At 69.4% G+C, this 26,581-nt stretch carries 24 protein-coding genes and 2 tRNA genes; 7 read left to right on the forward strand and 19 right to left on the reverse strand.

Translation table 11 applies throughout. The features are described 5' to 3' along the window. Positions 1-23 precede the first annotated feature (23 nt). The 7 genes from AB0K28_RS10625 to AB0K28_RS10655 form a co-directional block, all read right to left on the reverse strand. On the reverse strand, positions 24-1,274 hold the full coding sequence (locus AB0K28_RS10625; protein WP_364367710.1) for an ABC transporter substrate-binding protein: 1,251 nt from the start codon (positions 1,272-1,274) through the stop codon (positions 24-26). Between the two features lie 19 nt (positions 1,275-1,293). Next, on the reverse strand, positions 1,294-1,992 hold the full coding sequence (locus AB0K28_RS10630) for an FCD domain-containing protein (protein ID WP_364367713.1): 699 nt from the start codon (positions 1,990-1,992) through the stop codon (positions 1,294-1,296). Between the two features lie 78 nt (positions 1,993-2,070). Beyond that, on the reverse strand, positions 2,071-2,595 hold the full coding sequence (locus AB0K28_RS10635; RefSeq protein ID WP_345392452.1) for a DUF305 domain-containing protein: 525 nt from the start codon (positions 2,593-2,595) through the stop codon (positions 2,071-2,073). A gap of 19 nt (positions 2,596-2,614) precedes the next feature. Next, on the reverse strand, positions 2,615-3,601 hold the full coding sequence (locus tag AB0K28_RS10640) for a phosphotransferase (protein WP_364367716.1): 987 nt from the start codon (positions 3,599-3,601) through the stop codon (positions 2,615-2,617). Next, positions 3,598-4,077, reverse strand: coding sequence for a GNAT family N-acetyltransferase (locus AB0K28_RS10645; RefSeq protein WP_345392458.1), 480 nt, complete (start codon positions 4,075-4,077; stop codon positions 3,598-3,600). The genes AB0K28_RS10640 and AB0K28_RS10645 overlap by 4 nt, the downstream gene beginning before the upstream one ends. A 40-nt stretch (positions 4,078-4,117) precedes the next feature. After that, positions 4,118-4,678 carry a transglutaminase domain-containing protein gene (locus AB0K28_RS10650; RefSeq protein WP_364367718.1) on the reverse strand — a complete coding sequence of 187 codons (561 nt, stop codon included), beginning with the start codon at positions 4,676-4,678 and terminating at the stop codon, positions 4,118-4,120. A 715-nt stretch (positions 4,679-5,393) separates the two neighbouring features. Then, positions 5,394-6,047, reverse strand: coding sequence for a hypothetical protein (locus AB0K28_RS10655; RefSeq protein ID WP_345392461.1), 654 nt, complete (start codon positions 6,045-6,047; stop codon positions 5,394-5,396). 618 nt (positions 6,048-6,665) lie between these two features. On the opposite strand from AB0K28_RS10655, the gene AB0K28_RS10660 reads away from it, so the two are divergent. Both AB0K28_RS10660 and AB0K28_RS10665 read left to right on the forward strand, forming a co-directional pair. Continuing rightward, positions 6,666-7,028, forward strand: a complete 363-nt coding sequence (locus AB0K28_RS10660) for a peptidase inhibitor family I36 protein (protein ID WP_364367721.1) — start codon at positions 6,666-6,668, stop codon at positions 7,026-7,028. A gap of 72 nt (positions 7,029-7,100) precedes the next feature. Then, positions 7,101-7,958, forward strand: coding sequence for a hypothetical protein (locus AB0K28_RS10665; RefSeq protein WP_364367724.1), 858 nt, complete (start codon positions 7,101-7,103; stop codon positions 7,956-7,958). A gap of 420 nt (positions 7,959-8,378) precedes the next feature. Here AB0K28_RS10665 and AB0K28_RS10670 read toward each other — a convergent pair. The 9 genes from AB0K28_RS10670 to topA form a co-directional block, all read right to left on the reverse strand. Beyond that, positions 8,379-8,452, reverse strand: a tRNA-Thr gene (locus tag AB0K28_RS10670). A 127-nt stretch (positions 8,453-8,579) separates the two neighbouring features. Beyond that, positions 8,580-9,416: a regulatory iron-sulfur-containing complex subunit RicT gene (gene ricT, locus AB0K28_RS10675; RefSeq protein WP_364368026.1), complete on the reverse strand. Its 837-nt coding sequence runs from the start codon at positions 9,414-9,416 to the stop codon at positions 8,580-8,582. 339 nt (positions 9,417-9,755) lie between these two features. Continuing rightward, positions 9,756-10,670 carry a permease-like cell division protein FtsX gene (locus AB0K28_RS10680; RefSeq protein ID WP_364367727.1) on the reverse strand — a complete coding sequence of 305 codons (915 nt, stop codon included), beginning with the start codon at positions 10,668-10,670 and terminating at the stop codon, positions 9,756-9,758. Between the two features lie 104 nt (positions 10,671-10,774). Beyond that, entirely contained in the window at positions 10,775-11,302 is a 528-nt protein-coding gene (locus AB0K28_RS10685; RefSeq protein ID WP_364367730.1) for a SigE family RNA polymerase sigma factor, read from the reverse strand. Between the two features lie 53 nt (positions 11,303-11,355). Next, on the reverse strand, positions 11,356-12,528 hold the full coding sequence (locus AB0K28_RS10690) for a DNA polymerase III subunit delta' (protein ID WP_345392482.1): 1,173 nt from the start codon (positions 12,526-12,528) through the stop codon (positions 11,356-11,358). A gap of 59 nt (positions 12,529-12,587) precedes the next feature. Then, entirely contained in the window at positions 12,588-14,630 is a 2,043-nt protein-coding gene (gene tmk / locus AB0K28_RS10695) for a dTMP kinase (protein ID WP_364367734.1), read from the reverse strand. 138 nt (positions 14,631-14,768) lie between these two features. Further along, positions 14,769-15,329 (reverse strand): helix-turn-helix transcriptional regulator, encoded by a 561-nt coding sequence (locus tag AB0K28_RS10700; RefSeq protein WP_364367737.1) that lies wholly within the window; start codon positions 15,327-15,329, stop codon positions 14,769-14,771. A 74-nt stretch (positions 15,330-15,403) separates the two neighbouring features. Next, a complete protein-coding gene (locus tag AB0K28_RS10705) occupies positions 15,404-16,747 on the reverse strand; it encodes a metallophosphoesterase (protein ID WP_364367740.1) in 1,344 nt (447 codons plus the stop codon). A 55-nt stretch (positions 16,748-16,802) separates the two neighbouring features. After that, positions 16,803-19,493 (reverse strand): type I DNA topoisomerase, encoded by a 2,691-nt coding sequence (topA, locus tag AB0K28_RS10710; RefSeq protein WP_364367743.1) that lies wholly within the window; start codon positions 19,491-19,493, stop codon positions 16,803-16,805. 189 nt (positions 19,494-19,682) lie between these two features. Between topA and AB0K28_RS10715 the strand changes: the two genes are divergently transcribed. Beyond that, entirely contained in the window at positions 19,683-19,868 is a 186-nt protein-coding gene (locus AB0K28_RS10715; protein ID WP_103957247.1) for a DUF5703 family protein, read from the forward strand. A 107-nt stretch (positions 19,869-19,975) separates the two neighbouring features. Here the strand turns inward: AB0K28_RS10715 and AB0K28_RS10720 are convergent, their stop codons facing one another. Both AB0K28_RS10720 and AB0K28_RS10725 read right to left on the reverse strand, forming a co-directional pair. Next, complete coding sequence (locus AB0K28_RS10720) at positions 19,976-22,054, reverse strand: chaplin family protein (protein ID WP_364367746.1); 2,079 nt, start codon at positions 22,052-22,054, stop codon at positions 19,976-19,978. 344 nt (positions 22,055-22,398) lie between these two features. Further along, positions 22,399-23,022 carry a hypothetical protein gene (locus AB0K28_RS10725; RefSeq protein ID WP_364367749.1) on the reverse strand — a complete coding sequence of 208 codons (624 nt, stop codon included), beginning with the start codon at positions 23,020-23,022 and terminating at the stop codon, positions 22,399-22,401. 330 nt (positions 23,023-23,352) lie between these two features. On the opposite strand from AB0K28_RS10725, the gene AB0K28_RS10730 reads away from it, so the two are divergent. After that, a tRNA-Leu gene (locus AB0K28_RS10730) sits at positions 23,353-23,438 on the forward strand. A 186-nt stretch (positions 23,439-23,624) separates the two neighbouring features. Here AB0K28_RS10730 and AB0K28_RS10735 read toward each other — a convergent pair. Beyond that, complete coding sequence (locus AB0K28_RS10735; RefSeq protein WP_364367752.1) at positions 23,625-23,951, reverse strand: recombinase zinc beta ribbon domain-containing protein; 327 nt, start codon at positions 23,949-23,951, stop codon at positions 23,625-23,627. A gap of 60 nt (positions 23,952-24,011) precedes the next feature. On the opposite strand from AB0K28_RS10735, the gene AB0K28_RS10740 reads away from it, so the two are divergent. From AB0K28_RS10740 to AB0K28_RS10750, 3 genes are all read left to right on the forward strand, one after another. After that, positions 24,012-24,749 carry a DUF433 domain-containing protein gene (locus AB0K28_RS10740; RefSeq protein WP_364367755.1) on the forward strand — a complete coding sequence of 246 codons (738 nt, stop codon included), beginning with the start codon at positions 24,012-24,014 and terminating at the stop codon, positions 24,747-24,749. Then, positions 24,724-25,140, forward strand: coding sequence for a hypothetical protein (locus tag AB0K28_RS10745; protein WP_364367758.1), 417 nt, complete (start codon positions 24,724-24,726; stop codon positions 25,138-25,140). The genes AB0K28_RS10740 and AB0K28_RS10745 overlap by 26 nt, the downstream gene beginning before the upstream one ends. A 137-nt stretch (positions 25,141-25,277) precedes the next feature. Beyond that, positions 25,278-26,540 carry a hypothetical protein gene (locus AB0K28_RS10750; RefSeq protein ID WP_364367761.1) on the forward strand — a complete coding sequence of 421 codons (1,263 nt, stop codon included), beginning with the start codon at positions 25,278-25,280 and terminating at the stop codon, positions 26,538-26,540. The last annotated feature ends 41 nt before the right edge of the window (positions 26,541-26,581 follow it).

A 26,581-nucleotide genomic window follows, 5' to 3' on the forward strand; every position in this document is an offset into this window, starting at 1 on the left:
CTGCGACTGGGATGGCACCGCACTCACTGATGCGTGCTCCAGTACTCGTCGGCGGCCTTCTGGATGGTCTCCAGGACCTCCTTGTACGACGCCGGCTCGGTGACGAACTTGCTGAACCCGTCGAGCGCGGCCGTCAGGATCGGCGGCGGCGTCGCCTCGAAGTAGCGGTTGACCAGGCGGTATTTCCCGCCGCCCGCGTCCTTGGTGACGGTGCCGAGCACCTTGTCGTCGATCGTCACCTTCGGGTTGGCACTGACGTCACCGCGGCTCTTGGCCCACTTGTCCTGCGCCTCCGAGGTGGTCCACCACTTGAGGTACTTCATGCCGGCGTCGGGGTCGGCGGCCTTGGTGAGCGAGCACAGCGGGCCGCTCTCGAAGATCATCGACGTCTTGGGCAGGGCCGGGTTGACGTTGGGGATGACGAAGAAGTCGTAGTCGGTGCCGGCCTTCATGTCGCGGCTGGTCATGCTGGTGTTGAACCAGGTGCCGAACGTCACCATCGCGGCCTTGCCGTTCTTGAGGACGTCGCCCGGGTCCGTTTTATCGCCCGGATTGATGAAATATCCGGCGTCGATGAGCTGCTTCCACCGCTCCATCACCTGCACCACACCCGGGTCGGTGTACTTCGCCTTGCCGGTGGCGAGGCGGTCGTACAGGTCAGGGTCGGTGCCGGCCAGGAGCTGCTCGAACCAGACGAAGGAGAACAGCACGCTGGTGTGGTAGAACGCCTTGACCCCGTTCTTCTTCAGGGTCTCCGCCGCCTGGACGAGCTCGTCCCAGGTCTGCGGCGACTTCAGGCCGTACTTGTCGAAGATCTTCTTGTTGTAGAACATCCCCCAGTAGGCGACGTTCATCGGCACGCAGTACTGCTTGCCGCCGACCGTGTAATAGGGCAGCAGGTCCTGCGACAGGTCGCCCGCCTTGATCGCCTCCTGCCAGATGGCCGAGGTGTCGGCCACCTGCTTCTGCTTGACGATCTCCTCCAGCATCCCCCCGGTCTGCCAGGTGAACAGGTCCGGCTTGACGTTCGTGCGGAACGACGCCTTGATGAACGCCTGGTACTGCGCCGAGTCCGTATAACCCGTCGGCTTCATGCCCAGGCCGATCCGCTGCTTCGACAGCGCGCCCATCTCGTCGAAGAACTTCGACCACGCGCCCTTGTCGTTGTAGAGCGTCAGCTCCGTCTTCTTCTGCTGCTCGCCGGCGCCGTTGCCACCGCAGGCGGCCAGGACGAGCGCCGCCACGCCGAGCGTGGCCACACGTGACCGGAACATGAGCCGGCCTCCTTGGATCTCATCGGGGGGATTGCAACCTGTGCTCGATAACGGTCTTCACCTCGACCAGGTGGGCCCGCATGCGCTCCTCGGCCTGCGCCGCGTCGCGTGCTTCGATGGCCCCCAGGATCGCCAGGTGCTCCTCGTAGTCACGGCGCCGGTCGTCGAAGATCTGCAGAATCTCGCGCTGCTCCGGGCCGTGCACGGTCAGCAGCGAGTCGACCACCTCGTGCAGGACGCTGTTGCCCGCCAGCCGGGCGGTCGCCCGGTGGAAGGCCATGTTCGCGTCGTGCAGCTCGGCGTCCTCGCCGCGCAGATGCCTGCCCGCCTCGTCGAGCACCCGCCGCAGCGCCGCCAGCTCCTCACCGGCGGCGTGCTCCGCGGCCATCGCGGCCAGCGGCGGCTCGATCACGATCCGCGCGCCGAGCAGCTCCAGGAGCTGGGGGGCGTGCATCTCGCGCATGTTCGGATTGGGCAGCACCAGCCGCTCTATCGCGGGCCCGACATAGATGCCGGAACCGTGCCGCATCTCGATGGCCCCGGTGGCCTCGAGCCTGCGCAGCGCCTCGCGCAACGTCGGGGTGGTGACGGCGAAGCGCTGGGAGAGCTCCCTGGTCGAGGGCAGCCTGTCGCCGGGCCGGTGCCCGCCCGTACGGATGAGCTCCAGCATGCGCTCGGTGAGCGCGTCGGAAAGCGAGGGCCGCGTTACCTCGGACATATCAAGTGATCTAATCACTTTTCCGGGATGGCGTCTATGAGGGATACCGTTTCGTCACAGACAGCGTTGTTAGCGCTGTTAGCGCTTGAGCAGCTTGAGCATCATGTCGATCTGTCCCTTACGGGAGCTCTGCACCTGCGCCGCCCACTTCTGCACCTCGGGGTTGGCCCCCTTCGCCACCTCGGACGACGCCATCTGCACGGCGTCGTCCTGGTGCGCGATGAGCAGGTTGAGCAGGTCGTACTCGAAGTTCTTCGACGCCTTGAGCTCCTGGATGCGCTTGGCGTCGGTCTCCGGCATGCCGCCGTGGTGGTCGTGCGCGCTGGTCGGCGGCGTGAGCGGCTGGTCCCAGTCGCGCAGCCAGCGCGTCATCATCTCGACCTCGTCCTGCTGCGTGGTCTCGATGGCCGAGGCCAGCGTCTTGACCTCCGGGTCGGTGGCCTGCGACGTGCCGACCTTGGCGATCTCGATGCCCTGCCGATGGTGCTGCACCATCATCTGCACGAACATCACGTCCTCGGCGTTCACCGGGGGCTCGTCCCCCTGTCCGCCGCCGCAGGCCGTGATGAGCAGGAGCCCGAGGACCGCTAAGACCGTACGCAACCGCCTCAACTCCCGCTTATCAGCCAGGAAACCTTCCTATTCGAAGATCCCCACCCACGCAAGGGCCCCGAACGAAGCTCAGCGCCTCCCCGATGTGCCGCCGGACGATGCCCATCATGGCCTCCCGATCGGGGAAGTCCCCGTCGAGCAGCCGCAGCGGGCCCGCCACCAGCGACAGGTGCTGCGCCAGCCGGTAGAAGCGCATCCTGCCCTCGTCCAGCCCCTCGACGCGCAGCCTCGGATAGTGCTCGCCGAACCTGATGCGCAGGAAGACGTGCTCCCACTCGACGTCGAAGAACTGCGCGCCTTCGATGTCGATGAGCACGGGCTCGCCGCCGTCGTCCATGAGCACGTGGTCGGGCCCCAGCTCACCGTGAATCAATGAGTGTTCGGTACGCGGCTCGACGCCGCCCGCCATGCCGCGCAGCAGCTCCTCGAACGCGGCCCGCTTGTGCCCGATGGCCTCAACCCGTCCGGCCGCCTCCCCCAGATCCTTGAGCGCCCACCCCAGCACCACCTCAGGACACGTCGTGCGCCTGCCCTCCCCCGCCTTGACCGGCCCGACCTCGCCGAGCCCCGCCGACCGGTGCCCCGCCATCCTCTGGAGATGCTCCGCCAGCCGTTCCAGACCGCCGTCGTCGCTCCCGAGCCGCTGTTCGAGCGTGCCGCCACGAACGTCCTCGACGACCGCCACCTCACCCGGATAGAGCCGCCCACTCCCGTCCGCGAACCGCAACTCCGGCACCCGCACACCCAGCTCGCTGAACTCCCGATGCGCCGCCAGAAACAGCCCCATCTCCGACTTTTCGGCGCCCGGCCCCCAGAAGTTCTCCGTGTCGGCCCACACGTAGAGGACGGCACTCGGCCCGCGCTCGAACGTCAGCCGATAGACCCCCTTCTTGGTGCCGCCCCGCAACCGCTCCACCCGTTCGAGCCTGGTGCTGAACGCCTCCCGTGCCAGGGGACCGAGGTCTTCCACAGCAGCGAACCGCCGTTCCCTGCTCACAGGGCCTGCTCAAGGACGTGCCGCATCGGCCGGAACCCCAGCTCGGTGAAGAAGGCCAGCGACGCCTCGTTGAAGTCCCACACATCGGTGAGCACGGAGGTGCACCCCGCCTCTCTGCCGACTTCGCGTACCGCCCGGGCGAGAGCCGACCCGACCCCCGACCTCGCCACCCCGGGATCGACCGCGATGTGCTCGATGGACACGAAACTCCGCGCCCGCAGCATCACGTCACCTTCGCGCCGATGCACGACCCCGGTCACGTACCCGACCGCCCGCCCCGCTTCCTCGGCCAGGAACACCAGCGCCCCCTCCCTGCCCAGAAACCGCACGAAGAGCCGCGCCACCTCCTCCTTGTCCCCGGCCGCCACGAACACATCGGGCCGCGCCTCGACATGCAGCGCATGAACGATCTCATTCAACCGGGCCAGCACCACCGCATCCGCCTCAGTGGCCCGCCGCACTTCGATCTCCGTCACCGCGCAATGGTCCCCACCCCAGCCAAGGACCGCCACCGGTTTACCCGCGTACACCCCGCCGGCTCATCATCAGATCGACCACCCACCGCACCCCGGGCCGCAACGTCTGCCCGTACTCCCGGAACAATTCATCCCGCGTCCCGAAATATCCGAGATCAGCCACCACCCGCGCCGACAGATCGCAGGTCGGCGCGACGGTGCCGTCCCAGTCCACGGCCGTCCTGGCGACGGCGTCGAACAGCGTCTCAGCGCCGGCGTTGTCGAAGCCGGAGCCCACGCACAACCCGTCATAGATCTCCGACACGGCGACCCACCGCCCCTCCACCCGGAACTCGGGCCACGCCAGCACCACCTCGTCAGGCACCAGCGCCCGCAGGCCGGGGAACCGCGCGTACCAGAAGGCCCCGTCGATCACCCGCCCCCTGACCCGCGTGGCGATCCCCCGAGCCCGAGCCACCGCCTCGAGCACCGCCATCCGCTGGCTGCACGACCCCCGCCCCCGCCGCACGGTCACGGACACCGGCTGCTCGTCGTTCATGGCGTAGACGGGACGAATGCGGTCACCGATCAGCCGATGCGCCTCCCGCACCCACTCCCGCACCCACTCCCCTGACCTCGTCCGCCAGGCACGCCACCCGAGGATGCCCCCAGTCGAGGATCCGCGTCGCCGCCACCCCACCCGCGACTTCGAGTTCGGGACCGTCGCCAGACGCCGGTAATCGCCGCCGGGGCATGAGCAGCCGCGAAGTCACGATCCCCTCCTGGGTCCACTCACCGCATCAGCAGCATCAGACGCCGCAAACAGAAAGCCAAACCCCAAAAGATCCCAGACACGGACACGCCCCCTTCATTCCAGCACCGACCCCCGATCCCGCCATCATGCCGACCCTGCCGGGGTATGGCGACCCCTGCCGGGCATCGGCGATGCCGGGGCGCGTGGAGTACGTGTCCAGAGTGCCGGAACCACCGTGGGACAGTCTGATCGACGACCTCTACTACCTGGCGGGCGCGCCCCCGTACCCCAGGCTCACGCTCCCTCCGATGCCGTCCGCCGAGCGGCGTCATGGCGGCGGCCATGGGAATGGCCGATGGGCCCTCACCAACGACATGCACGGCACGGTCCCCACCACCCCCACCCATCGCTGCCCGACCGCTGACCCCGCGGACGGACGCCCCCTTGTTGTCCCGGCCGGAGTACGCATACCAAGCGACGCCCGACCGCTCGGCCACCCCCACGTCCTCCGCGAACATCCCCTGAATCTGCTCATCCAGCCGGCGTGCGCTGTCGCGCCTGCGACAGCGCACGCCGTCGCTGATCAGGCTTTCATCGTGCATTCGACCTTGTCGCAGGCACCACGGAGCTTCGAGCCCGCGTTCATGTTGCAGTTGATCTTTCCGGTCACCCATTCGAACAAGACGTGGACGAACCCGACGCGACCGAGCGTGGACATGAGCTGGGCGCCACCTCCCTGGTCGTCGTTCCAGTAGAAGACGACGGTCTTGATGATGCGGGCGGTGAGGTCGTTGATCTTGTTCAGCACGGCCACATGCTGCAAATCCTCCCTGCGCAACGCCTCGAAGTGCACGATCTGCCCGTCAATCGCGTTGGCCTTCTCCAGCTCCGCGGCGAGGTTGCGGAGCACGACGCGGCGCGGCTCCAGCGTGCTCAACGTCTTCGCTTTCGCGCTGAAGCCCTTCGCCGCGGAGCGCTCCATGGCGGAGGCGGGCTTGGTGAACAGCTCGAGCAGCTCGAACGAGACGTCGTACAGCTCATTCGCCGGCGCGGCCGACGCGAGCGCTTCCAGGCGCGCCGCCAGATCGTCGTAGTCGGTGAGGACGGCGTTGCCTGCGTTCAGCTGATGCAACCCCTGAACATAGGCGTTGCGCCAGACGAAGTCCGGACGCGTGGTCGCGATCTCGCTGACCAGATCCTGCACGCCATTGAAGCCCTTGCCTTGGACAGTGATCATGAGTCCCCCTCCGGTCCGTGTCCGAACCCCCAGAAGAACGTACGGGCATCCTCTGTTACACGACCAGCGGCAGTCCGCTGTCGCCGGCGAGAAAGAACTGTGGCAGACCGGCAGTACCGACGAGCACTGCGCGTGACCCGGCTCTCGTGCCTTCACCGGGCCGGCCGAGCGGCGGGAGCCGGCGGAGCGGGTGGGCGCGTAGGAAGAGTACGCGTCCACGTACACCAGCTCACCGCCGGTTCCACCGAGCGTTCCGGGTCCCGGTGGGGGTCGGTGAGCAGCGGCTCCGAGCACACTCGCCGACGTACTTCTCGCGGCTCAGCCGGGCGGAGCGCAGCACGTCGATCGAGATCCTGGTGATCGTCGTCGAGAGGAATGCCCTGGTCGACGCAGGCCGGGTGGAGGATGCCTCGAAACGCAGCCGAGCTCCTGGACGGCGTCCTCGGCCTCGGCCACGCTCCCCAGGATCCGGTAGGAGATCGGGAACAGCGGCGGTCGCAGCTCCTGGAGTCGTTTCGCCTGCCTTTTAGGCTGTCTCGAAATATGGCTTCTGGGTGCACCGGTCACCTCATGTGGCTATGATCCCGCCTAATTTCGATCTTCAGACGAAGGGCTTCTATGAAGCGGCAGATCATGCGCACAGCCGGCGTCGCAGCTCTGGTCCTGACCGGGGTCCTGGGGGTCAGCCCCAGTGCGCAGGCCGACGTCTACGCGTGCAAGTACAGCCTCTGCGTGTACGAGCACGACAACTTCAAGGGAGACATGTGGGTCTTCACCATCAGCGGTAACGAGTGTCAGACCACGGGCAGGCTGAGCGACCGGGTGAGCTCCATGAGGAACCCCTCCGGCGCCCGGGTCCGGTTCTACAACGCCTCCGGCTGCGCCGGTTCCTACGGCTACACGGCCCAACGCTGGTCGGAAGACGCTGACCTGTCGAACAACGGCTTCGACAACAAGGCCAGCTCCATCAAGCCCGGCTGATCACAGCCAGTTCGGCTCGGCGTGCCGCTCGTAGTAGGCGGTTCCACCCCCGTACCCACCAGAGGAGTTCGCGTGTCGCTTCGGCTGCTGGGCTCGGTGGTGGTCCTCCTGGCCGCGGTGGCGGCCTGCGCCACCGCGGAGGGAACGGAACCCGCGCCCCCGGTGCCGATGCCGGGGGCGGAAGCACGCGAGCTCTCCGTGCCCTTCGACAGGTACAACTTCTCTCCGGCGGACATCATGATCCTGGAGGCCGCCGAGGACCTCCTGATCCGCGACTGCATGCGGCGGCGGGGCATGGAGTGGGAGGTGCTGCCACCGGCCGTGGCCGACGACGTCGAACCGCCCAACCGGCGCCGCTACGGCGTCGTGGAGGCAGAGGTCGCCGGCCTCTACGGGTTCCGCGTCCCCCCGGACCGCCCCTCCGTGGCCCGGCGCTTCGCCGCGCGGGAGACCCGCACGCGACGTCTGTCGACGGCGGCGCGGGAGGCGGCGTACGGCAAGACGGGCAGTTGCCTGGGGGAGGCGCGCGATCACCTCGAACGCGGGGCGCCGCAGGTCGACGAGGCGTTGTTCAACCGGCTCATCACGGAGACGTTCGAGCGGTCCCAGCAGGACCCGGAGGTCCAGCGGGTCTTTCGGGCATGGAGTGCCTGCATGCGGGAGCAGGGCCTGCGCTACGCCGATCCGCTCGCCGCGGTCGCCGACGAACGATGGACGGGCGACGGCGCCCCCACCCGAGAAGAGATCCGCGCGGCACAGGCGGATGTCCGGTGCAAGGCGGAGACGGCTCTCATCTCCGTCTGGTCCGCTGTGGAGAAACGCATCCAGGACGGTACCGTCCGCGCGCACGCCGCCGAGTTCCAGGCGCTGCGGACGGCTAAGGATCAGCAGCTCGCGGCCGCCCGTCGCGTCCTCTCCGCCCAGGACTGACACCCTGTGCCGCGCGGATGGCGGCTGAGCCAACGGCGCGACCCCGACAGAGACCCACCGGGCCGGCGTGCCACGTCCACGGCCGAGCAGGCGAGCGGCCGAGCAGGCGAGCGGCCGAGCAGGCGAGCGGCCGAGCAGGCGAGCGGCCGAGCAGGCGAGCGGGCGAGCACGGCGACGTCACGGACCAGGGCGGTCCTTTAGACGCGTGCTCCAACAGTCGCGGGCCGTGCAGTACTCCGGTGCTCTGGCCGAACTCAGTGATGTTTTCGACGGCCTTCGGGGCAGTCTCCAAGCAGTGCAGCGCGTGGGCGGTGCTGGCCGCGACCGGCCGGAGAGCGTGAGAACCCGTAGCCGTACTTCGCTGCTGTACGCCCATGCAAAAGGCCCTCTCGGATCATCCGGGAGGGCCTTTGAGCTGGGAGCCGCCTTGGGGATTCGAACCCCAGACCCCTTCATTACGAGTGAAGTGCTCTGGCCGACTGAGCTAAGGCGGCATCTGCCGTGCAGCGTGAAAGAGTCTACAGGAGCCCGAGGGGTTCTCGCTCCCATCGGTCCGCCGATGTCAGGAAAGCCCCCTGCGGCGGACCGGCCCCCTCACGGCTCCGGCCACAGCCTCACCGCCTACAAGGTGCCGCCCGCGTCCCCGCCGCCCCCGTACGTAGAGTCGTACGCCTTCCTGGGCCCGCACACGCTGGCCCGGGAGCACGAGCACCGCCGGCCCCCGTCGTTGAGCCGCACCACCACGGAGTCGGACGGCACGTTGTGGCCCACCACCGTGCCCGGGCCCTCGGGGGTTTCCACGCTGGTGCCCGTGCGCGGGGCTGAGGCGCGGAACTCCTGGTACAGCGGGTGTTCGTACTTGAGGCAGCACATCAGCCGGCCGCACGCCCCCGCGATGCGCAGCGGGTTGACCGGGAGGTCCTGGTCCTTGGCCATGCGTACGGAGACCGGCTCGAAGTCCTTGAGGAAGGTCGCGCAGCACAGGTCGCGGCCGCAGGGGCCGATGCCGCCCTGGAGGCGGGCCTCGTCGCGGGGGCCGATCTGGCGCAGCTCGACCCGGGCCCGCAGGTTGCGGGCCAGGTCGCGGACGAGGGCACGGAAGTCGACCCGGTGTGGCGCCGAGAAGTAGACCGTGTAGACGTTGTCCTCATCGAGGTAGTCGATGCCGACGACCTTCATAGGCAGCGAGTGCCGCTTGATCAGCCGCTTGGAGACGCTGCGAGCCTCGGCGCGGCGCCGCTTGTTCGACTCGTCACGCGACAGATGTTCCTCGCCGGCGGGCCCGGCGCACACCGGGAGCCCCTCTACGTCTTCGCTCGTGTACTGCGGCGCCCAGACGCACTCCGCCACCTCAGGTCCCGAATCCGTTGGTACGAGCACTTTGTCGCCCACCTTGTAGGTGTGCTCGCCGGGATCGAGGTAGTAGAGCCTCCCGTAACGGGTGAAGCTCACGGCCATGATCATTCCCATGGGCTCGAGCTCGCCTCCTGACGGCGTAGGGGTCATTTACCGTCTTCCCTGCCACATTACGTGGGCAGGCCCGCAGTGGTGAGGGGTGGCGGCGGCAGATCTTGAGCTGGGGCCCCGCCGACGCTGGCCCCATGCCGTCGATCAGCCACCACCGACGGTGGCCCCACGCCGGTCGATCAGCCACCACCGACGGCGGCCCCACGCCGGTCGATCAGCCGCCGCCGCACTCGGCTCCGGCCGCAGCAGCATCCCGCGCCTGTTTCTGGAGTACGAGCTGGTGCTCGCCCTCGGCTGCGGCCGGGGAGCGGTGCTGCGCCGGCCGCAGGGTCAGCCCGTGCCCGGACACATCGTCGTCGCCGGCAGATCGAGGCCGAAGTCGATGAACAGCGTATGTCGCGCGGGCACGCACGCCTGATAGACCACCGCCGCCACCCCCGGCTGCCGCTTCAACCGCTCGACCACCTCGCCCCCCTCCATCTCGTTCTTCAGCGCGATCTTGAAGCTGTCCGGCAGGTCCCCCACCCTGGTCGCATCGACGAGCGCCGGATTGCTCTCCTGGAACGACTCCTTGAAACGCTCGTAAGACACCTCCTTGCTCTCGAAGATGTGCTCCGCCACCTGCGGCGACGTGCCGATCAGCTTGTCGATCGCGCGCTTCTGCGCGGCCGTCGCGGCCTGCCCCTCCTTGCGGCCGGCACCGCATGTGGGCACGCGTGTGCCCTCGTTGCACAGGAAGACGCTGACCTGCCACTTGAGATCATCGGCGGTCGGCACCTTGGTGATGTCGGGCGAAGCCCGGTCGACGACCGTATGGAGCCCCTCCAGCCTGAAGACGGCTTGGTTCACCTGCTCCCGATCTCCACCCTTCTTGATCTTCAAGTGGAACGAGGGCGGCAGATCACCCGGCTTGACCGCGTCGAGCACGGCGGGGTTGCCCGCGTAGCTCTTCCTGAATCGCTCGTAGGCCGCCGCCTGGTCCTCGAAGGACACCTCGTTGACCTGAGGGAGCCCGCGCAGCACCGCCTCGATGGCCTCGACCTGCTGAGGGGTGGCGTCACGGCCACTGCACGGCGCCTCGGTCACTGCCTTCGAGCACACGAAGACAGCCATCTCGGCCGCCTCGCTCTGCGCGGGCTCGACCGCCGCCACGTGATCCCGGCCGCCGGTGCCCAGGGCCACGGCGGTCGCCGCCCCTGCGAAGACCACCACCGCCGCCGCCACGCTCAGCAGCCGGTAGTCCACGCGCCACCGCCGCTCGGGGGCGCGAAGGGGACGCAGAGTGGCGGGGTCAAGGGAGGCGCCGGCCTCGGCGAGGGCCTCGCGCAGCCGGTCTTCCACGGGACTGTTCATGATTGCTCCCCAAGTGCCCGGCCGAGCGCCGCCAGCCCACGCGTGACCGTGGAGCGTACGGTGCTCGCATTGATCTTCATCGTCTCGGCGATCTCCTGGTCGGTGAGGTCGAAGTAGTAGCGCAGCGTCAGCGCCTCGCGCTGCCTGCCGGGCAGCTCGCGCAGCGCGAGCAGGACCTCTCTGCGCTCCTCTCCCAGCAGCGCGGCGCTCTCCGCGGACCAGACGGGCGGCTCGTACGGCGGCGCCTTGCGGAAGACCGTCGCCCGCCGCCGCAGCACGGAGCGGCACCCGTTGAGCACCGCGGAACGCACGTAGGACAGCAGCTTGTCGGCCTCGCGCAGCCGGACCCGGCCCGCGCACGTGCGCTCGAACGCCTCCTGCACGACGTCTTCCGCGGTCGCCTGGTCACCGACCATGATGAGGGCCAGCCGGACGAGCCCGACGTGGTGCTCGGCGAAGATCGACGCGACGTCGACCCGGCGCCGCGCCAGATCCTCTTGCTGGGTGAGTAGTTCGGTTTCCACGCAACAGAGACGCCCGGCGGGCTCATCTGCTGCTTTGGCCGGCCAACTGTTTTTCAGCGCAGTGCCAGCATCATCGCCTCGACGGCCATCTGCGGGTTGACGCTGGCCGCGAGGCGTTCGCGACACTGCATGATCGCGTCGATGCGCCGCAGCGTCTCCTCCGGCGTCGTCGATTTGGCGAGCTGGTCGAGGTCGAAGCGCAGGTCGTCGTTGGCCAGCTCGACGCCCTCGGCCCCGAACTGCATGGTGAGCACGTCGCGGTAGAACGACACGAGCTCCAGCAGGGCGCTGTCGAGCGAGTCGCGCTTGATGCGGGTGGCACGCGACTTCTGCCGGTCCTCCAGCTCCTTGAGCGCCCCGGCACCACCCCTGACCAGGCCCCGGTTGAGCCCCTTGCCGGTGGACCCCTCGCCGTACAGCTTGCGCAGCTCCGCCGTCTCGTTCTCGTTGAGCGCGGCGGTGGCGGCGGCGGCCTCCTCCTCGGCGGTCTTCACCAGGCGTTCGGCCGCGGCGATGCACTCGCCGACGCCGGTCAGCGCGCGCGGGATGCTCAGCACGGCCTCTCGCCGCCGCCTGACGCCCTCGTCGAGTGCCAGCGCACGCGCGCGGCTGATGTGCCCCTGCGCGGCCCTGGCGGCGGATCTGGCGGTCTCCCAGGGCACGCTGTCGCGGGTGGCCAGCACGTGGGCGACGGCCTCGGTGGCGGGCGTGGTGAGGGTGACCTGGCGGCAGCGGGACCTGATGGTGATCATCAGGTCGTCGGGTGCGGGGGCGCAGAGCAGCCACACCGTACGCGGCGGCGGCTCCTCGATGGCCTTGAGCAGGGCGTTGGCGGCCGACTCCGTGGCCCGGTCGGCGTCCTCGAACAGGATGACCCGCCACCGCCCCTGCGTCGGCGCCCCGGCCGCGCGCAGGATCAGCTCGCGGGTCTGCTTGACGCTGTAGGACAGCCCCTCGGGACGTACGGACTCCAGGTCGGGGTGCGAGCCGATGAGCACCTGGTGGCACTGGTCGCAGTGGCCGCAGCCGCCGTCGGGGCAGAGCAGGGCGGCGGCGAAGGCGCGTGCGGCGTCTTCGCGACCGGCGCCCGGCGGGCCGGTGAACAGCCAGGCGTGCGTCATGCCGGCGCCGCGCCCGCCCGAGACGACCTCTCCGGCCGCCGCCGCGGCCCGCGACAGCACGGCGATCGCCTGGTCCTGCCCCACGAGGTCATCGAAAACCGTCACGGGGTCAAGGCTAACCGCGCCCGCCACCCCGGAGTACGCCTGAAGCCAGGGATCAGGTGTCAGTCTCGGATGGCGGGCATGGTGCCCGTGGCGTCTTCGGACTCGCGCGGCACCGGGTCGGGCAGGATCTCGCGGACCCGGTCGTGGATCTGCCGGGTGATCGTCTCCTGCGGCAGCGTGCCGTCGACCACGAGGTAACGCTCGGGCGCCGCAGCCGCCAGCGCGCGGAACTCCTTGCGTACGCGATGGTGGAACTCGAGCGGCTCGGACTCGATGCGGTCGGCGGCCCCGCCGAGCCGGGTCAGCCCCACCTCGGGCGGCGTGTCGATGAGCACGGTCAGGTGGGGCACCAGCCCGCCGGTCGCCCACGCGTTGACCTTGGAGACGTCTTCCGGGTCGAGGACGCGCCCGGCCCCCTGGTAGGCCAGCGAGGAGTCGACGTAGCGGTCGGTCACCACGATCGAGCCCCGGTAGAGGGCCGGCCTGATCACCTTCTCGACGTGCTCGGCCCGGTCGGCGGCGTAGAGCAGCGCCTCGGACCGCGCCGACAGGCCCCGCTCGGCGGCGTCGAGCAGGATGGCCCGCAGCCGCATGCCGACCTTGGTGGCGCCGGGCTCGCGCGTCTGCACGACGTCGTAGCCCTGGTCGCGCAGCCAGATGGCGAGCAGCCGCGACTGGGTGGTCTTGCCCGACCCCTCGCCGCCCTCGAACGCCACGAACAGCCCTGGCACGTGCTCGGCGGCCCCCGTGGGGAACCGCTCGCCGCGCACCGCCGCGATCAGGTCGGCGGCCAGCGGCACGCCCTTCCTGTCGTCCATGTGACGCAGCGCCAGCAGGCCGACGACGATGGCCAGCGCCCCGCCGATCACGAGCACGAGGTTGGTGCCGTCGAAGCGGTAGCTGATCTGCCCCATGCCGAGGACGTGAACCCCGAACAACGCCGCCAGGGGGTTGGCCACGGCCACCACGAGCAGCAGCGTCACCCGGGCCGTGGACTGCAGGAACGCGAACGTACGACCGCGCAGCGCGTCTTCGACCTCGAGCCCGATCAGCGTGTAGCCGATGATCCAGGCGATGCCCGCGCACGCCCCCAGCAGCACGGTCAGCATGACCACGATGACCAGGTTGTGCACCAGCGCGATCGCGATCAGCACGAGCCCGGCGACGGTGATGGCCAGCCCGAACAGCCGCCGCCGCGACAGCTCGCGCAGCAGCCTGAGCCCGAAGAACATGCCGAGCGCCATGCCGACGAAGACCGCGCCGAACACCACGCCGTAGGCCGCGTCGCCGCCGCCCAGCGCCTCGACGTAGATCTTGGCCACGCCCACCACGGCGCCGCCGGCCGCGAAGGCACCGAGCATGCCGATGATCAGGCCGCGCACCAGGCGGTTGCCGCCCACGAACCGCCAGCCCTCGATGACCTGCTTGAGCACGGACGGCGTGGAGATCGCCCCGTCGCGCTTGGGGATGTCGCGCAGGGTGAAGATGAGGACGGCCGAGACGAGGTAGGCGCAGGCGTTGACGATCAGCGCGAGGCCGGTCGCGCCGTGGCCGGTGAGGAACGGCACCGCCCCGCCGATCAGGTCGCCCGCCACCGACAGCGCCGCGAAGAGCATGGCGGCGACCGGCGCGGTGCCGTAGGTGACCAGCAGGTTGAGCCGGTTGGCCGACTCGAGCTGCGCCTTGGGCACCAGGTTGGGCACCGTGGCGTCCTTGGCCGGGACCCAGAACAGGTTGACGCACTCGACCAGGACGGTCGCGACGATGACCCACTGGTAGCTGTTGACGAACGGGATGGACAGCACGACCGCGAACCTGGCCAGGTCGGCCGCGAACATGGTCAGCCGCCGGTCGAACCGGTCGGCGAAGACCCCGGCGAGCGGCCCGAGCAGCACGGCGGGCAGCATCTTGGCGACGAACACGCCGCCGACGGCCAGCGACTGCACGCGGTAGTCGCCCTCGGTGAGGTTGCCCGCGAGGGCGGTCAGTGCCAGCAGGTTGAGCCAGTCGCCCAGGCTGCACACCGACATGGCCGTCCAGAGCCGTCGAAACGGCGCATTGGCCAGCACGTGGGCCGGGCGACTCCGGCCAGGGGCAGTCATGATTTCAGCGTATCCAGGTGTCGACCGGAAGGGGGTGGTCAAGAGACGGCCCGGATATTCCCGGTCGTCCGTGGCTGAGGGTATTACGACAACAGAGTCGGGCGCAGGTTACACACCTCGAATAGGCCCGCGAAAACCTCATTGATGTGTCACTCCGGCCTCTTGCCGCGCCGTTTCCACCAGGGGCCGCCACGCCGCCGCGATCTCGCCGGGCACGTCGAGCTCACTCCACAGGTCGATGAGCAGCACCGCGTCGATGTGGGTGAGCAGCTCGTCGGGCCCGCCGCCGCACAGCAGCGCGGTGTAGGCGGCCCGCCGCTCGTCGCGGTCGGCCAGCTCGTACGTGCGCCCGCCCACCCGCGCGACGCCCAGCGCCGCCGAGACCGGCAGCCGCCGCAACCGACTGGGCACGTGGAACGTGTGCCCGTCACCCGTCGTGCGGGCGACGCACTCGACCTTGGCCTCCAGCACCAGCTCGAACCCGGCCGCGTCGAGGATGCGCCCCGCGGTCTCCAGCGTCGGCGACTTCCTGCCGTGCTCGTAGGCCGACAACGTGGTGCGCGACGTGCCGCTCACGCTGGCCAGCGCCTTCTGGTTGAGATCTGCCGCCCGTCTGGCCTGACGGAACAGCAGCCCGCCGCGCCGGGCCCAGGACGCGACCTCCTGTCCGAACGCCTGCTCCACCGGGGAAGAAGCCATGACCGCCCTCCGAGAGTATCCGCGCGGATACTCTACGCCATCAGAGCGTCACGTGACCACTTCATTACCCGAAGTCAGCTCCGCAACTCCACCAGGCTGATCTCGGGCGGCGCCCCCACGCGTACGGGCGGCCCCCAGAACCCGGCGCCCCTGGTGACGTAGACCTGCACGCCGTCCACCGTGGCGAGCCCCGACACGACCGGCTGCTGCAACCCCACGACCAGGTTGAACGGCGCGATCTGCCCGCCGTGCGTGTGACCGGACAGCTGCAGGTCGACGCCGTGGCGAGCGGCCTCGCTCACCTGGATCGGCTGGTGCGCGAGCAGCACCGTGGACCGGCCTTCCGCGCGTCCGCCGAGCGCCTTGGCGAAGTCGGGGCCGTCGCCGCTCGACGCGCCGCCGACGTCGTTGACGCCGGCCAGGTCGAGCACGGCCCCCTGGTGCGCGATCTCGACCCGCTCGTTTCGCAGCGAGCGTACGCCCAGCTCGCCCAGCTCCTCGACCCACTCCTCAGGACCTTCCGGCGAGAAGTATTCGTGGTTGCCGGTGACGAAATAGGCCCCGTAACGGGACTCCAGGCCCTTGAGCGGCCGCGCGAGCGAGCCGAGCTGGGCCACCGAGCCGTCGACCAGGTCGCCCACGATGGCCACCACGTCGGCCTCGAGCCCGTTGATCATGCGGACGATGCGCTGGGTGTGTCCGATGCCGGTGAGCGGGCCGAGGTGGATGTCGCTGACCACCGCGAACCGCAGGCCGTTGAGACGCGGGTCGAGCTTGGGCAGCCTGACCGTGACCGGCTCGATCACGGGGTCGCCCAGGGCGCTCGACATGCCGTACCCGACCGTGCCGACCGCGCTGACGCCGGCGATCGCCGCGGTGGCCCGCCCGAGAAAGAGCCGCCTGCTCATGTCCCCGCCGGCCGGCGGGGAACCGGTCGGCGCGGAACCAGCGGGCACGGAACCAGTGGGCAGGGAACCAGTGGGCAGGGAACCAGCGGGCACGGAACCAGCGGCCGAGGATCCGGTCAGAGCCTCGGCCGCCGCCGGGTCCCCGGTCAAGGTCGCCGTGCCACCGCCCGCCTCACTGGCGAAAACCGGCTCAGGCGCCGCAACGGGCTGAGGTGCCGAAGCCCTCCTGCGCAGCACCGCCCCCACGACGGCCCGCGGAATCTCCAGCACCGCCAGGATGATCACCAGGTAGAACATCACCGCCAGCCAGACGTAGCCCGCCCAGGCGATCCAGCTCTCCAGCCCCAGCCGCGACCCGATGAACGTCCCCATGAGGACCGCGAGCAGCAGCACCAGCGCCAGGGTCAGCGACACGCGCAGCCGACCGGGCCCGGTGGTGCCGCGCACCAGCCGGCGCCACAGGTAGTAATGCGCGAGCAGCACGCCGCCGGCGAAGATCAGGACGAACACACTGACGATGCTACGTCCGGCGGCCACCACCTGATGACCGCCGAATCCGACGAAGCTACGACTTGGTCGCGGGCTTCTTCGCCGCGGGCTTCTTGGCCGCCGTCTTGCGCGTGGTCTTCTTCGGCGCGGGCGCCCGCTCACGCCGCTCGGCCAGCAGCTCGGCGGCCCGCTCGATGGTGATGTCCTCGACGGTGTCGCCCTTGCGCAGGGACGCGTTGGTCTCGCCGTCGGTCACGTAAGGGCCGAAGCGCCCCTCCTTGACCACCACCGGCTTCTTCGAGTTGGGGTCGTCGCCCAGCTCGCGCAGCGGCGCCGCCGCCGCGGCCCGCCCCCTGCCGCGCTGCTTGGGCTGCGCGAACAGCTCCTTGGCCTGCTCGATCGTGACCGTCAGCAGGTCCTCTTCCGAGGAGAGCGAGCGGGAGTCGGTGCCCTTCTTCAGGTAGGGGCCGAACTTCCCGTTGTGCGCCACGACCTCCTCGCCCTCCAGGTCGCCGACGACCCGCGGGATCGACAGCAGCTTGAGCGCGTCGTCGAGGGTGATCGTGTCGAGGGACATCGTCTTGAACAGCGAGCTCGTACGCGGCTTCGGCGCGTCGGCCTTCTTCGTCCGCTTCTTCGGCGCGTCCTCGTCGGCGGCCGGCTCCGGCAGGACCTCCGTCACATAAGGCCCATAACGCCCGTCCTTGGCCACGATCATGTGCCCGGTCGCGGGATCCTGACCGAGCTCACGGTCACCGGTCGGCCGCGAGAACAGCTCCTCGGCCTTCTCCGCCGTCAGCTCGTCGGGCGTCATGTCCTCGGGGACGTTGACGCGAGCGCCGTCGCGGTCGAGGTAGGGGCCGTAGCGCCCGACCCGCAGCACGATGTCGGTGCCCTTGACCGGGAACGAGCTGATCTCCTTGGCGTCGATGTCGCCCAGGTCGGTGACCATCTCCTTCAGGCCCTCGTCGCCGTCGGCGCCGTAGTAGAACCGCCGCAGCTCCGGCTCCCGCTCGGCCCGGTCGTTGGCGATGTCGTCGAGCACCTTCTCCATCTCGGCGGTGAAGTCGTAGTCGACGAGGTTGCCGAAGTGCTGCTCCAGCAGGTTGACCACGGCGAACGCCAGGAAGGACGGCACCAGCGCCGTCCCCTTCTTGAACACGTAGCCCCGGTCGAGGATGGTGCCGATGATCGAGGCGTAGGTGGACGGCCGCCCGATCTCGCGATCCTCCAGCTCCTTGACCAGCGACGCCTCGGTGTAACGCGCGGGCGGCTTGGTGGAGTGGCCGGCCACGTCGAGGCGCGACACGCTGAGCGCGTCGCCCTCCTCCAGGTTGGGCAGCCGCTTCTCGGAGTCGTCGCGGTCGGTGGACGGGTCGTCGGCCCCTTCGACGTACGCCTTGAGGAAGCCGTAGAACGTGATCGTCCGGCCGGACGCGCTGAACTCGACGTCCTCGCCGGCCGACGACCTGCCGCCGACCTTCACGGTGATCGACTCGCCGACCGCGTCCTTCATCTGGGACGAGACCGTACGCTGCCAGATCAGCTCGTACAGGCGGAACATGTCGCCGGAAAGCCCGGTCTCGCCCGGCGTGCGGAACTCCTCGCCCGACGGCCTGATCGCCTCGTGCGCCTCCTGGGCGCTCTTGACCTTGCTGGAGTAGACGCGCGGCTTGTCGGGCACGTACGCGGAGCCGTACAGCTTGATCGCCTGCGAGCGCGCCGCGGCCACCGCCGTCTCCGACAGCGTGATGCTGTCGGTACGCATGTAGGTGATGAACCCGTTCTCGTACAGCCGCTGCGCCACCTGCATCGTGTACTTCGCGGAGAACCCCAGCTTCCGGCTGGCCTCCTGCTGCAACGTGGTCGTCCGGAAAGGCGCGTACGGCTTGCGCGTGTACGGCTTGCGCTCGACCGACTTGACCGCGAACGAGACGCCCGCCAGCCGCCCGGCCAGCTCGCCCGCCGCCGCCTCCGACAGGTGCAGCACGTCGGCGCCGCTCTTGAGCTGCCCGGTGCTGGCGAAGTCGCGCCCCTGGGCGACCCGCTTGCCGTCGACCGAGGTCAGCGTGCCGGTGAAGTCGCGCGGCCGCTCGTCGGCCTTGCCGGTGTCGAACAGCGCCTGCAGGTCCCAGTAGTGGGCGGACGTGAACGCGATGCGGTCGCGCTCGCGCTCCACCACCAGCCGCGTCGCCACCGACTGCACCCGGCCCGCCGACAGCTTCGGCTTGACCTTCTTCCACAGCACGGGGCTGACCTCGTAGCCGTAGAGGCGGTCGAGGATGCGGCGCGTCTCCTGGGCGTCGACCAGGCGGAGGTTGAGGTCGCGCGGGTTGGCCACGGCGTCGCGGATCGCCTGCGGAGTGATCTCGTGGAAGACCATGCGGTGCACGGGGACCTTCGGCTTGAGCACCTCGCGCAGGTGCCAGGCGATGGCCTCGCCCTCGCGGTCCTCGTCAGTGGCGAGATAGAGCTCGTCGGCGTCTTTGAGCAGCTGCCGCAGCTTGGCCACCTGGGAACGCTTGTCGGGGTTGACGACGTACAGCGGCTCGAACCCGTGCTCGACGTTCACACCGAGACGTGCCCAAGGCGCCCCCTTGAACTTCTCGGGGATGTCGTCGGCCTTCTCCGGCAGGTCGCGGATGTGACCGATGCTCGATTCGACGATGTAGCCGCGCCCCAGGTACCCGGCGATCGTCTTCGCCTTGGCGGGCGACTCGACGATCACCAGGCGTGTTCCGCCGGCGCTGCCGTTCTTGGCTGGCACGCTGCTTCCTACCTCGCTGTTCGCTTGCAAATCCCCCTGCCGGGAGTCGGCACAGACTGAAAGGTAACCCGACTCGCGGAATTTTCCTTCCCCCGGGCTACCCACTAGCTTCCGGGTCCACCCACAAGCACGCAGAATAAGGCTCATCGAGCGGCAAGGCGCCCTGACCCACCCTGGAGACTAATCGTTGTGCTCGACTACTCCTACATGGATATCTTCATTCCGCGCGACCTCACCCGCGAAGCAGCACGTCAGCTGCTGACCGAACACGCAGAGTACGGACAGTGGGAGCTGGCGCGCGTGCGGGTGCACCCCGACGGCAGCCGTCACGTACGCCTGCGCAGAAAGATCATGCGAGTCCGCCGCACGCTGTGACCACCGGGCATGACTTTGCCCGTCCCGGGCCGCGCCCCCGGAACGGGCAAAGTTCAACCAGGTAGTGGATGAACGTCGAGGTACCTCAGATAAGTACCTCCTTTCTGCTACTTACGGCCGAGCCGGAACCGGCGCGCAGAGGCGAACAGCGTCGCGGAGGCGGCCAGCATGCCGCCGAACACGAGGGCGATCAGGGATCCGCTGTTCATCCCGGTGACGCCCGCCGGCTGCTCGGCGCTCATGAGGCCGATGCCACCGATCGGCAGGCTGCGGGTGGCCGAGGCGATGGTGCTGCCGGCCGGGGTGGAGGCGACCAGGTCGGTCGCCGGGGAGAGCGCCGAGATGGGGCTGGACGGAGCGGTGCGGCGCTTGTGGTCGGCGGGGGCGGCGGCGTGCTTGCGCTTCGGCGTGGCCGGGGCCTGGGTCAGGCCGGGCAGCTCGGGGAGCGCGGGCAGGCCGAGGGTCTTGGAGATGTCCTCGACGACGGGGACCTGCGAGGTCGCGGCGGGCTTGGTGGCCTCCTTGACGTTGCCGACGCCTTCGAGCCCGCGGGTGACGCCGCTCAGGTCGCCGGCGCCGGGCAGGTGCTTGGTGACCTCGGTGGCGGGCAGCCCCTGGGCGAGGCCGGCCGCCGCGGCGCCGACCTCCTGGCCGCCGCCGCCCAGCACCGGCAGGGCGGGCGCGATGGGCAGCAGGCCGCCCTTGGCCGCCGCGAACTTGGTCGTGGTACGGGCGAAGCGGTCGAACCTGCTCGGCCCTTCGTGGCCCGGCTTGCCGACCCGGGCGCCGCCGAGGCAGCCGGCCGCCGCGTCACCGAGGACCGCCGCCGCGTTGCCGCAGACGTTGACCGGCGCGGTGATCGGCGCGACCACCTGGTTACCGCTCAGCACGCCGCCCGCACCCGAGGTGCGGTTGTTGCCGCCGCCGACCCCGTGCTGCGGGTGGACGCCCGCACCGCCGTGGCACTGGGCCCGCGAGAGGCCGAGCACGGCGGCCGCGTTGCCGCAGGCGTTGACGGGGGCCGTGATCGGCGCGACCGCCTGGTTGCCGGCCAGCACGCCGCCGGCGCCCGACGTGCGGTTGCCGCCCGCGCCCCGCGCCGAGTTCTTCACCGTGGCGCCGCCCTTGCACCCGGCGAACGCGTGCCCGACCAGTGCCACCGCGTTGCCGCAGACGTTGACCGGCGCCGTGATCGGCGCGACCACCTGGTTACCGCTCAGGACACCGCCCGCACCCGACGTACGGTTGCCACCGGCGCCCGACTGCCCCGACTGCTCCACCTTCGCCCCGCCGCGGCACCCGGCCGAGGCGTTGCCCACGGCGTTGCCGCAGACGTCGATCGGCACGCTGATCGGCGCGATGACCTGGTTGCCGCTCCCGACGCCGAAGCGCCCGTCGGTGTCGTTGCCCCTGGACCCCGGCGCCTGGTGGCGGGTGTGGTAGCGGTGGCCCGGCCCGCCGTTGTTGGTGACCGACGAGCCGCCCTGGCAGCCGGAGAACGCCCGGCCCACCGCGGCGACCGAGTTGCCGCAGATGTTGATCGGCACACTGACCGGCGCCACCACCTGGTTGCCGCCGCCGACGCTGCCGTTGCCCGACGTACGGTTGCCGCCCGCGCCCTTGCCGGTGTTGTGCACCGTCGCGCCGCCCTTGCAGCCCGCGGTCGCGTCGCCGAAGATGGCCACCGCGTTGCCGCAGGCGTTGATCGGGGCCGAGATGGGCGCGGTGATCTGGTTGCCGCCGAGCACGCTGCCGTCACCCGACGTGCGGTTGCCGCCGGCCCCGACCTTGCCGTGGGTGCGGACGGTCGAGCCGCCCTTGCAGCCCGCGTCGGACTTTCCGATCAGGGAGACGGCGTTGCCGCACGCGTTGACCGGGACGCTGATGGGCGCGTTGACCTGGTTGCCGCCCAGCACGCTGCCGTTGCCCGACGTCTTGTTGGGGATGCCGTTACGGCCGGTGTTGACGACTTCCGCGCCGCCCTGCGAGGTCGCCTCCGACTTGCCGACGGCGGCGATCGCGTTGCCGCTGATGTCGATCGGCAGCGAGATCGGCAGGTCGACCTGGTTGCCGCCGCCGACGGACCCGTTGCCGGAGGTGTCGGCGAGCGCGGTGCCGCCGCCGAACGACATGACGGCCACGGCCAGCAGAGCAGCAGGGCTCGATGCCTTCGCCCACGTACGCATGATGGATGCTCCTAGTGGTTCTGGGGGGATGATGTGAATCGGTCTCGCGCGCCTTGCCCGGGGCACGGCTGTTGGGACGCCGTACGTTCCACGCGTTGTCACCGCGTGCAGCGGGAGACCCAGGGGATGCGCGAACCGCGTGAACTGACGTTGGTCTCACCCGCGGGCGGCGATGCGGTGGCGCCTTGATGCGCCTGCGCTACCGGTGAACCGGCACGCTTCGCCGCCGCGTTCGTACTGGGAAGCAGCGCTCGCTCCGGAGAGCTCGATCCGGGAAGCCGCGCTCTTCGCGGTCCGGTGGGCGGCCGGGCTGTGGCCGGCCCGCGCCCCGGACCTTCGCGGGATCAGTCAGGTGAGAAAGAGGGGTCGTCCGCCGCTGTGCGGACGACGGGGGGAAGCAGACGCGCCAGAGGTGCGCGACCGGCCTCGAGCCGCGGGTCGAAAGCGGACCTCGCGACGTCCCCCGCAACGGACCCGAACGGCCCGCTGCCACCGCCGTTGGGCACCAAACCGTTGGTGTCCAGGATCTTTCCGGCGCTGGACGGTGACGGCAGGCCAGGATCCTGCTGGCTGTTGAGGCCGTCGACCGTGCGCCCCGCCATGGCTTCGGCGTTGACTGACGCCGTCACGGGGCTGGTGAGTGAACGATGAGCCTGGGACGCGGTCTCATCAAGAGAGCCGGCCTCCGAAGCCTGGGATCCGGTCTCTGCCGCCGCTCCTGTCGCCGCGGTGGAGTCCGCGGCCGCCGGAGCGGCGGTGAGCATGCCGAACAGAACAGCGAGCAGCCACCCTGCGGCCACGAGGACCCCGGTGGCGGCTGCACGAAGGATGACTCGCCGGGCGCCGGCCGCGAACCGCGCCATCCGGTCCGCCCGGTCGATGGTCACGCCCTGCGCTGAGCTGGCGACACGCGGGCGGCGAGCAGCCCGGGCCGAGGCCCGCACCTGCCTGTCCGCCTCGCGCGTCATGTGCCCTCCAAAGCTCCAGAACCGGCCTCACGATGTGAGGCCGGTCCGTGGACTCACCCCTCAACGATCCGTAACCGTAGCAGCACCCAAAGTTGCCGCAAGCACTTTTCAGCCGACGGCCAGAATTTCCCCAACTCCCCAGTACGCAGACCCACCCCAACCCACCCATCCCGCTCCCCCGAGCCCCACGGAACCCCCATCCCGAGCCCTCGTTCCCCCCATCCCGCCCCCTCGACGAACCGGCCCCGGTTTCTCGGTATGACTCAGTGCTCAGAGTTTGCTAACCTTACGGAGCCGACGCGGGATGACGGTCTCGCGTGCAGGCACCAAGTCCGGGTGGCGGAATAGGCAGACGCGCTAGCTTGAGGTGCTAGTGCCCAGTGATGGGCATGGGGGTTCAAGTCCCCCCTCGGACACAGGATTACCCCGCGAAGAGCTCGCCCTGAAGGGCGGGCTCTTCTGCGTTGAGTTCAGTCACGACACGGGTCGCCGCGTGGCAGATGATGACCAGGCCTTTGGCTCGTAACGCAGAGACGATCTCTGTCGGCTGCTTCTGTGCTTTGCCGCCGACGTGCGCTGACAACTCTGCCAGCAGTCGGTCCTCACGTATATACAGGAACTTCTAGGCCGGACGCCGTGCGAGGTCTGGCGCTGGTGTAGCCGTGGCGGCATCGATAGCCTGGACGTCCGTTCGCCCAATGCGAATCCAGACGGCGCCCGCAGAAGCCGCACTTCAGCAGGCCCGCGAGCAGATAGACGCGCGGACTGCCGTCCTGGGTGGGTCGAGCAGCCCGGATCGCCTGCGCGGCGACGAAGTCGTCGTCGCTGACCAGTGCTGGATGGCTCCGCTTCGTCGAGATCGCCCACTCCTGAGGAGCGTTCCAGCCGCGCGGACTGATGACCTTGTGCTGGACCCAGCTGTCGAACAAAGAGGACATACCTAGGTGACGCAGGAATGCGCCGCCTGTGACGCCACACCATGAGGCATCATGGAGAGGCTCAACGACGTGAATCAGGAGGTGAGCATGGCCATCGATCGGTTCACCACGCCGCTGTACGGCATCGCCGAAGCTGCCGGCTACCTCGCGATCCCCGCCTCCACCTTCACCAACTGGGCGTTCGGCTACCAACGCCGTCAGCACGACGGCCGCGCGATCCGCGCTAAGCCGGTCATCACCGCCACCCGGGCAGAGCGGCCGAACGAAGCGTCCGTGCCGTTCATCGGCTTGGCCGAGGGCTATGCCCTGGCCGCGTTCCGGCAGGCCGGCGTACCACTGCAGCGCATCCGGCCGGCAATCGACGCATTGCAGCGAGAACTCGGCCTGGAACACGCCCTGGCCAGCCGCCGGCTCTTCACCGACGGCGCCGAAGTCCTCTACGACTACGCCGAGCACGTCGGCGACGACTCGGCCCGCGAACTGGTCGTCGTCCGCAACAACCAACGAGTCTTCACCGAGATCGTGCAGAACTACCTGCGCCGCGTGCACTTCGCACACGACGGATACGCCGAAGTGATCACCCTTCCGCAATACCGCGTCGCCGAGGTCACGATTGACGCCCGCCACGCCTTCGGCCGGCCCCGATTCGCCCGCGGAGGCGCCAAGATCGAAGACGCGATCGACCTGTTCCAGGCCGGAGAGCCCGTCGATGTCGTAGCCGAGGAGTACGGGCTCACTCGCGACGAGATCGAGGATGTCCTGCGTGTCGCCACCCGAACAGCCGCGTAGGTTCTTCATCGACCGCAGCCTCGGCCGGGTCGCCGTCCCCAAACTACTGCGCGAAGCCGGATGGGACCTCATCACCCTGGCCGAACACTACGGCGTCCCCCAAGACGAGACCATCGAAGACACCCGCTGGATCGAAGACAGCGCCAAGCTCGGCTGGGCCGTCCTCATGAAGGACAAACGCATCCGCTACCGGCAAGCCGAGATCGACGCCGTCATAGGACACCGGGCCCGCTGCTTCGTCGTCACCCGCGGCGATCTCACCTCCGCCGCCTACGCCGAACGCTTCATCACCAACCAACAGCCCATCTTCGCTGCCTCCGCTACCCCTGGGCCCTTCATATTCGCTGTCCACGCCGACCGGCTGGAGCGTCTATATCCCCCGCATCACTGATTCCCGCACTTGCTTCCGGACCCTGCTGTTCATCGCAACCGGGCGTACATGAGTTCATTGAATCCGACCATGTCGGCGAACCTCGATCGTGCGACCCAGCCGGCCGCCTTGGTCAGGATGCGGCTCGGTCACCGGCTGTGGTGGACTGGAGCATGCCTAAGAGCCGCGGCCGCCGCAAGGCCACCGGCAGCAAGCCGGTCTGTCGTTCGCCCCTGCCGCCGCGCCGATCTGACCTGCTGCTGCGTGACGCACGGCAGCTCACCGGCCCGACTGATCCACTGATGGCCGAGGTCTGGGCCAGCAGTTGGCTCGGTCAAGCATGGGTGACCGCGGAGCTGAGCGAACGCGAGGCCGAGCATCGGTTGTGCATGGAGGTGACCGGCCGGGCATGCACCAAGCCCACACCGCACGGCTTGGCCGCAATCGCCGCGCTTGCGCGGGTCGCACCCGCCACCGACATCACCATGCTGGCCGAGACGATCGACATCCTGACCGAGACCCAGCCGCTGCCTCCCTGGTACACCGCCATGTCCGCGGACGCGGCATGGACCGCGACATCGGCGTGGCGAGCGGTGGACGTGTGGGACCGCGAACAGGTGCTGCTCGTCGATTACGACGGCCCGCATCCCCACACGTTGATGGTCCAAGTCCTCAAGCCCGGTGGGCTGATGATCGGCAAGATCGCGGTCCTGGAGCCCGGCGCCGCCGCGCAGTGGGACCAGCGGCACGAATCCGATGAGGTGCCCATGCCGATCACCCAGGCTCCGGTGGCTGAGGTGCTCGCCGACCTGGCCGACGCGTTGCGCACCACGGATATCACCTGGCCGCGCAACGACGACGAGGACTTCGTCGACAATCGGGCACTGGCCTGGTCCCGCTGCCGCGATCACTTGCCCGCCTGGCCCGAACGAGACGGCCTCCCCGAGGCCGAACGCCACCGCCTGATCCAGGAGTTCACCAGCACCAGTCATACGGACGACGACGTGAGCAGGTCACTGGCCGAGCTGTTCCTGGACTACGGCGAGGGTTACATGATCTCCGGCCCGCTGACTTGGAGCCCGGACGAGGTCATGCTGCTGCTCACCGACTGGCTGCCCCGCAAGGCCGTTCTCGACGCCGAGCAGCGGGCGGCGCTTCCCGACGTTCTGCGCCGGTGGGTGGCCTACGCTCTTGTCCGGCGCGGCGTCGATGCACCCTGGATCACCCCGGTGGTCGACGCCGTCGACGCCCACCTTCCCGCGTTCCGGCAGGCGTTCGATGACGGCACCTCCTGGGGACCCGCCAAACAGATCGCCGCCGCCCTCACCGACCGCGGCATCGACCTCACCGATCGGCAAGCCGTCGACGATGCCATCCACGCCCTCAACGCCGAACGACTCGCACGCCGCCTCCTCCCGTGATCAAGTGCGGGTACCGGTGAGCCGCGTCGCGGTCTCGATAG

The organism is Nonomuraea sp. NPDC049504, assembly GCF_040676845.1.
Classification (GTDB): domain Bacteria; phylum Actinomycetota; class Actinomycetes; order Streptosporangiales; family Streptosporangiaceae; genus Nonomuraea; species Nonomuraea salmonea.

Coding starts and splice junctions, on each gene's coding strand:
- AB0K28_RS10660 (WP_364367721.1), top strand. CDS start 6,666: ATGAAGCGGCAGATCATGCGCACAGCCGGCGTCGCAGCTCTGGTCCTG.
- AB0K28_RS10700 (WP_364367737.1), bottom strand. CDS start 15,329: ATGGCTTCTTCCCCGGTGGAGCAGGCGTTCGGACAGGAGGTCGCGTCC.
- AB0K28_RS10630 (WP_364367713.1), bottom strand. CDS start 1,992: ATGTCCGAGGTAACGCGGCCCTCGCTTTCCGACGCGCTCACCGAGCGC.
- AB0K28_RS10740 (WP_364367755.1), top strand. CDS start 24,012: ATGGAGAGGCTCAACGACGTGAATCAGGAGGTGAGCATGGCCATCGAT.
- AB0K28_RS10655 (WP_345392461.1), bottom strand. CDS start 6,047: ATGATCACTGTCCAAGGCAAGGGCTTCAATGGCGTGCAGGATCTGGTC.
- AB0K28_RS10725 (WP_364367749.1), bottom strand. CDS start 23,022: ATGACGCGCGAGGCGGACAGGCAGGTGCGGGCCTCGGCCCGGGCTGCT.
- ricT (WP_364368026.1), bottom strand. CDS start 9,416: ATGGCCGTGAGCTTCACCCGTTACGGGAGGCTCTACTACCTCGATCCC.
- AB0K28_RS10625 (WP_364367710.1), bottom strand. CDS start 1,274: ATGTTCCGGTCACGTGTGGCCACGCTCGGCGTGGCGGCGCTCGTCCTG.
- AB0K28_RS10720 (WP_364367746.1), bottom strand. CDS start 22,054: ATGCGTACGTGGGCGAAGGCATCGAGCCCTGCTGCTCTGCTGGCCGTG.
- tmk (WP_364367734.1), bottom strand. CDS start 14,630: ATGACTGCCCCTGGCCGGAGTCGCCCGGCCCACGTGCTGGCCAATGCG.